Source organism: Enterococcus sp. S183_ASV_20, from assembly GCF_018919685.1.
In the GTDB taxonomy this organism is placed as follows: domain Bacteria; phylum Bacillota; class Bacilli; order Lactobacillales; family Enterococcaceae; genus Enterococcus; species Enterococcus faecalis.
Genome location: NZ_JAHLRI010000094.1, coordinates 1 through 6,209, shown reverse-complemented (window position 1 = coordinate 6,209; position 6,209 = coordinate 1). Strand labels below are relative to the sequence as shown.

Here is a 6,209-nt window from a genome sequence, read left to right as displayed (position 1 = left end):
TGAAGATGAAAAAGTAATTGTAAGCTGCCGTGAGGCAGTTTCACATGGTTTTAATTAAAAGTATGAATTATTCAGGAAATATTATAGATTCCTAAAGATTAAAATAGATTATTCCCTATTGTCTTTTAAGTAGCGGTAGAGTGTTGCCTTGCTAATACCAGTCATTTCCGTAATTTCTTTTACGCTATAAACCTGACTTTTATACAATTTTACTGCTCGATCAACATCTTTCTGGTTCACTCGTGGACGGCCACCTTTACGACCTCTCGCACGTGCACTTTTCAAACCTTCTTTGGTACGTTCAACAATTAAATCACGTTCGAACTGACTAAATGCTTGGAAGACAGTCATCATTAAGCGTCCGTGAGGCGTGCTGGTATCGAAGTTTTCTTTCAAGCTCACCAGCTTAACATGGTGTTCTTCAAAATAGGTAACAAGGTCAATCAAATCCTTTGTACTACGACCCAATCGAGAAAAACTTTCTACAATTACCGTATCTCCCGGACGAATTTTATCTTTTAAACGATTTAGTTGGGGACGAACCGCTTTGGTTCCCGTCATTTTCTCAGTTAGGATTTCATTACAATTTTGTTCATTGAGTAAGTCTAATTGACGATTTAGTTCTTGTGAACGTGTACTCACTCGGGCATAACCATAAATGTATCCACTCATGCTTTTCTTCCTTTCGTACTTTAATTCTGGCTTGATTGTATCATAAAAGGGAGTTATAGATACATAGTTAATGCAACAAGTTATGATACAAAATATGACCTCTTTTATTTAATAAAAGAGGTCATTTCATTTTGTCTCATAATCGATTGTTTTTGATACGAGTGTGTATACGAAATAAACAAAAAAATCTTAAGTAAATTTCTAGATACCTAATTTAATCCTAACTAGTGTATCCTAAAGTTAATAACGAGTTTATCACAATGAAAATTATAAAATGCTCCCATATTAGATATAACATGCAATATTTGAATTAGAACTACAAAATTTATTCGTTTTATAAAGTAAATAATGTTGAGATACTAAGGAATAGAATATTATAAGGAATTGAGCTGAATGTATTGGATAAAAAAAGAATAACTTTATTAGAGATGGACTATAAAAATGCTCGTAATTTTCTTCTGAAGTCTGAAAGCTATTTGAATGCTCAGCTACCAGAATATATTAGTTTTGACGAAACTTTAAAATCTGCTAAAAAAGTTTTAACTTCGCCGTTTGTATAATTAAGCGAGACAAATAAAAAAGCCATTTATGTTACACTCAAATTGTAATACCCGCTAAAGCATACAAGGAGAGTGAACATAAATGACTTATACCCATCTTACACCAAACGAGCTTGTAATGATAGAAGCATATTTTCATCAAGAAACTCCGGTTGCTATCGTTGCGAAGCAGCTTAAACGTGGACGCCAAACAATTTACAATGTCTATAACTTTCTCAAATGTGGTGGAACAGCACTTGAATACTTTGAACAATACAAAGAAAATAAGCGACGTTGTGGGAGAACCGAAATCATTTTTCCTGCTGAGGAAAAAGAATACATTGAAAAAAGATCAACTGAAGGTTGGACCCCAGACGTCATTATTGGCCGTGCAGAGCGAACCTTCTCTTGTTCAATAAGTACCCTCTATCGCCGGTTTAAGACGGGAGAATTCAATGTTTTACATTTACCGATGCAAGGAAAACGAAAACCAAATGGTTATAAGGAAAAACGTGGAAAACAGGCATTCAAAAGAAATATTTCTGAACGTAAAAAAGATTATGTCGTTTTCGAAGAAGAATTTGGACATTTAGAGGGTGATACGATTGTCGGCATCCACCATAAAAGTGCCGTCATCACACTCGTTGAGCGACTTTCAAAAGCCATTATCGTCTTGAAACCAGAAGGCCGTAAGGCAGTTGATATTGAAAATTCGATTAATGAATGGCTTCAATCCGTACCCAAAAATCTTTTCAAATCAATTACCTTTGATTGTGGAAAAGAATTCTCTAATTGGAAAAGTATTAGTAATACGAATGATATTGATATTTATTTCGCAGACCCAGGAACGCCTTCCCAACGGGGATTAAATGAACATTCAAACGGACTCCTCCGAAAAGATGGACTACCAAAAGAAATGGACTTCAACCAAGTCAATCAAGGATTCATCTCATCCGTTGCGTCCAAAAGAAACCATATCCCTAGAAAATCACTAAATTACCAAACACCATTAGAAGTTTTTTTGAGTTACGTAAATGGAAAGTTTTGTCTCGCTTAATTTGACAAATAATACTTCAAAAAAAAACCAACCGAAAGATATAAAAGATATTGTAGATACACGAATGTATAAAGAACGTGATGACTTAAACTATACGCTTATTATCAATAAAGATGGAAACTATTCATGGCGTCCTCTCGTTCTACTACATCCTATTCTATATGTAGATTTGGTTAATTGTCTCACTAAAGAAGACCATTGGGAGGAGTTAAAAAAGAGGTTTAGTGAATTTAAAAAAGATAAAAATATTAACTGTTATTCTATACCTGTTGAAGCTTCCAAAGGTTCAAAAAGGACAGATCTTGGTGAAACAATACTAAACTGGTGGGAATATTTTGAACAAAAAAGCTTAGCTCAGAATATTAAATACCAATATTGCATGTTTACTGACATCGCTGATTGTTATCCATCAATTTATACTCACTCTATAACATGGGCCATGTATGGTAAAGAAAAAGTTAAAAATGATGAAAATAAGTGTTCGGGCTCACTTGGCGATAAAATAGATAAAAAAATATCTGGAATGCAACACAATCAAACAAATGGTATCCCTCAGGGTTCCGTTCTTATGGATTTTGTAGCAGAGATCGTTCTAGGGTATGTTGATTTGAGATTATCGAAAGAATTAAAAAAATTAGAAAATTTAAAAGATTACAAAGTACTCAGATATAGAGATGATTATAGAATATTTTCAAATAATCGTAATGATTTGGAACAAATTATGAAAGTGTTATCAGAAGTCTTATATGATTTAAATTTTAAGTTAAATTCTAGTAAAACAAAATTATCAGATGATATTATCATAGATTCTATCAAAAAAGATAAGCTCTATTGGGAAGAAATTAAGGCAAGTATAAGAATGAATGCCACAAACTTAGATGGTGATAGAGAAATTCGTTATAGTATAAATTTACAAAAACATTTATTGGAAATAAAAAAGTTAGCAGATAAGCATCCTAATTCAGGCCAATTGAAAAAAGCACTTTCTGAGTTTAATAAAGAACGCATTATTAAAATCACTTCAAAGCCGAACGATCTTTTACCACTTATTGGTATCCTGGTAGATATCATGATAAATAACCCGGGTTCTTTGCCGCAGTGTGTCTTAATTATAGGGCAGTTATTAAATTTCGAAAATGAGAGTAAGGCTAGAGAAATAGTTGAAATGATTATAAACAAATATGCTTTAAAGCCAAATACTGAATTTATGATGATATGGTTTCAAAGATTGACCACCATTTTTGGAGAAATGTTTGATAGTGTTTTATCATCCGAATTTGTATCTAAAATCAAAGATCCTGTCTCTAATCAGATGTTTTCTGTAGACTGGCTAAATGAAGATGCTAAGAAATCTTTTTATGAAGGGACCATTAAAGACGAAGAGAAATATATTAAAATGAGTAAGAAAATATATATTACTGAATTTGATGATTTTAATGATTATCCTTTTTAAGTGAAAATTTAGAATGAATATAAAAAACATTACAATCTAATTTTTTTAAAAAAATGTTATATCGGAAGTAATCTCTTGATTTCTATACTATAAGATAAGAAAACCACTATTTAACAAGGTTATTCGAACCTTATTTTAAGTTACTTATTATTTAATGTATCGAAAAAGGTGAAATAGGTTTGTTATAATAAGAATTAAGTAAGACATGAATTGTCTAAGCAAATGTAGCTTATCCATTTCATTAAAATACATATGGTGAAAAAACAAGTTCAAATAGTAACTAATTTTTTAAAAAACTGATTTATAAAAAATACAACACGAATGAGGAAAATAACCAATGACAGAACAAATCGAAAAAAATTCAAAAAGCTTATATCAGGCACTGTGGAATTCCGCAGATATCCTGCGTTCAAAAATGGACGCTAATGAATACAAGAGCTATTTACTAGGCTTGGTCTTTTATAAATACTTATCCGACAACATGCTGCGGTATGTCTCCGTTCTATTGGAGGAAGAAACGGACGACCTAAATAAAGCACAAGACCTTTACGTTGAAGCATTTAAAGATGCAGATATAAAGGATGATCTCTTGTATGAACTAAAAGATGAGTTTTCATATACCATCGCACCCGCATTGACCTTTACCGCGCAAGTGGCAGCCATTCATGATGGATCTTTTCAATTAGAAGACCTGGTACAAGGTTTCCGTGACATTGAACAATCCAGCGAAAACTTTGAGAACTTATTTGAAGACATTGATCTGTATTCTAAAAAACTGGGGTCAACCCCACAAAAACAAAATAAAACCATCGCAGATGTTATGAAAGAATTAGAAGGGTTAAACATGGCGGGGCATGCTGGCGATGTCTTAGGCGATGCCTATGAGTACTTAATTGGCCAATTCGCATCTGAATCCGGTAAAAAAGCCGGTGAATTCTATACCCCACAACCGGTCGCAAAATTGATGACACAAATTGTTTTACAAGGAAAAGAAGATAAAAAAGGCTTTTCTGTTTACGACGCGACCATGGGTTCGGGCTCGTTACTTTTGAACGCTAAAAAATATTCCCATCAACCGGGAACCATTTCTTATTTCGGACAAGAGTTGAATACGTCTACCTATAATTTGGCGCGTATGAACATGATTTTGCATGGGGTTCCCATTGCCAACCAACACTTGCATAATGCGGATACCTTGGATCAAGACTGGCCAACAGAAGAGCCAACGAACTTCGATGGGGTGCTCATGAACCCACCGTATTCTGCAAAATGGTCGGCTGATAAAGGCTTCTTAGATGACCCACGCTTCTCTGCCTATGGCGTATTAGCCCCTAAATCAAAAGCGGACTTTGCTTTCTTATTACATGGCTACTATCATTTGAAAGATACGGGCGTCATGGCCATTGTTTTGCCACATGGGGTGCTCTTTAGAGGGGGCGCAGAAGGGAAGATACGCAAAGCCTTGTTAGAAAATGGTGCCATTGACAACGTCATTGGCTTACCTGCTAACATCTTCTTTAATACGTCCATTCCAACGACCGTAATTATCTTGAAGAAAGACCGTGCGAAAAAAGATGTGCTCTTTATTGATGCGTCACAAGATTTTGAAAAAATAAAAACGCAAAATACGCTACGAGATTACCATATTGACGCTATTTTAGAGGCCTATAAAACCCGTACAATTAAAGACAAGTATGCTTATGTCGCAGAATTTGATGAAATTGTGGAGAATGATTACAACTTAAACATTCCCCGTTACGTGGATACCTTTGAAGAAGAAGAAGGGTTCTGTTGCAAAGTTTTAAATAAAGAATAAAATCCCTTACGGTATCTATGATTTAAGCTGGGATTCCCAATAATACCTTGATTTCAGTACAGACCGAAAACCCGAAGAGAGTGCCTTCTTTTCGGGTTTTCTTATATAATCCTCGAATGGCTTCCATGCCTTTAATCGTGGTAGAGGCAGTGCGTAAACTTCGATAGAATTTATTGCGTCTCTTTACTGGACGATGGTCTTGTTCAATCAAATTATTCAGGTATTTAATGGTACGATGTTCTGTCCCTTGATAAAAGCCGTATTCTTTTAGTTTCTTAAAGGCACTTGTAATAGAGGGGGCTTTATCTGTGACTACAACCTTCGGTTCATCAAACTGCTTCACTAACCGCTTAAGAAAAGCATAGGCTGCTTGTGTGTCCCGTTTTTTACGTAACCAAATATCCAAGGTTAAACCATCTGCATCGATGGCTCGATACAAATAATGCCATTTTCCTTTAATTTTGATGTACGTTTCATCCATTTTCCATGAATAAAAGGATTTTTTATTTTTCTTTTTCCAAATTTGATAGAGTAGTTTGCCATATTCTTGCACCCAACGATAAATCGTCGTATGAGAAACGTTAATGCCACGATCATATAAGATTTCTTGAACTTCACGATAGCTAAGGTTATAACGAAGATAGTAGCCCACGGCTACAATAATCACATCCT

General features: G+C 34.5%; 4 protein-coding genes and 1 pseudogene. 3 read left to right on the top strand and 2 right to left on the bottom strand.

Annotated elements, in window-relative coordinates; genetic code table 11:
- Positions 1 to 108 precede the first annotated feature (108 nt).
- A complete protein-coding gene (locus KQI94_RS15155; RefSeq protein WP_000017403.1) occupies positions 109 to 672 on the bottom strand; it encodes a recombinase family protein in 564 nt (187 codons plus the stop codon).
- Between the two features lie 642 nt (positions 673 to 1,314).
- On the opposite strand from KQI94_RS15155, the gene KQI94_RS15150 reads away from it, so the two are divergent.
- The 3 genes and pseudogenes from KQI94_RS15150 to KQI94_RS15140 all read left to right on the top strand — a co-directional run.
- The gene (locus KQI94_RS15150; RefSeq protein WP_000222571.1) at positions 1,315 to 2,268 is read left to right on the top strand and encodes an IS30 family transposase; all 954 of its coding nucleotides are present in this window, start codon (positions 1,315 to 1,317) and stop codon (positions 2,266 to 2,268) included.
- The gene (locus tag KQI94_RS15145) at positions 2,246 to 3,721 is read left to right on the top strand and encodes an RNA-directed DNA polymerase (RefSeq protein WP_000443455.1); all 1,476 of its coding nucleotides are present in this window, start codon (positions 2,246 to 2,248) and stop codon (positions 3,719 to 3,721) included. Before KQI94_RS15150 ends, KQI94_RS15145 begins: the two co-directional genes overlap by 23 nt.
- 337 nt (positions 3,722 to 4,058) lie before the next feature.
- Positions 4,059 to 5,522: pseudogene (locus tag KQI94_RS15140) on the top strand (type I restriction-modification system subunit M); the annotation flags it as partial.
- A gap of 37 nt (positions 5,523 to 5,559) precedes the next feature.
- On the opposite strand, the gene KQI94_RS15135 reads toward KQI94_RS15140, so the two are convergent.
- Positions 5,560 to 6,209 (bottom strand): IS6-like element IS1216 family transposase (locus KQI94_RS15135; protein ID WP_065422552.1); only part of this gene is annotated, 650 nt, incomplete at its 5' end.

Excerpts from the sequence above, each read along its gene's own strand:
- KQI94_RS15155 (WP_000017403.1), bottom strand. The coding sequence starts at position 672 with ATGAGTGGATACATTTATGGTTATGCCCGAGTGAGTACACGTTCACAA.
- KQI94_RS15150 (WP_000222571.1), top strand. The coding sequence starts at position 1,315 with ATGACTTATACCCATCTTACACCAAACGAGCTTGTAATGATAGAAGCA.
- KQI94_RS15145 (WP_000443455.1), top strand. The coding sequence starts at position 2,246 with ATGGAAAGTTTTGTCTCGCTTAATTTGACAAATAATACTTCAAAAAAA.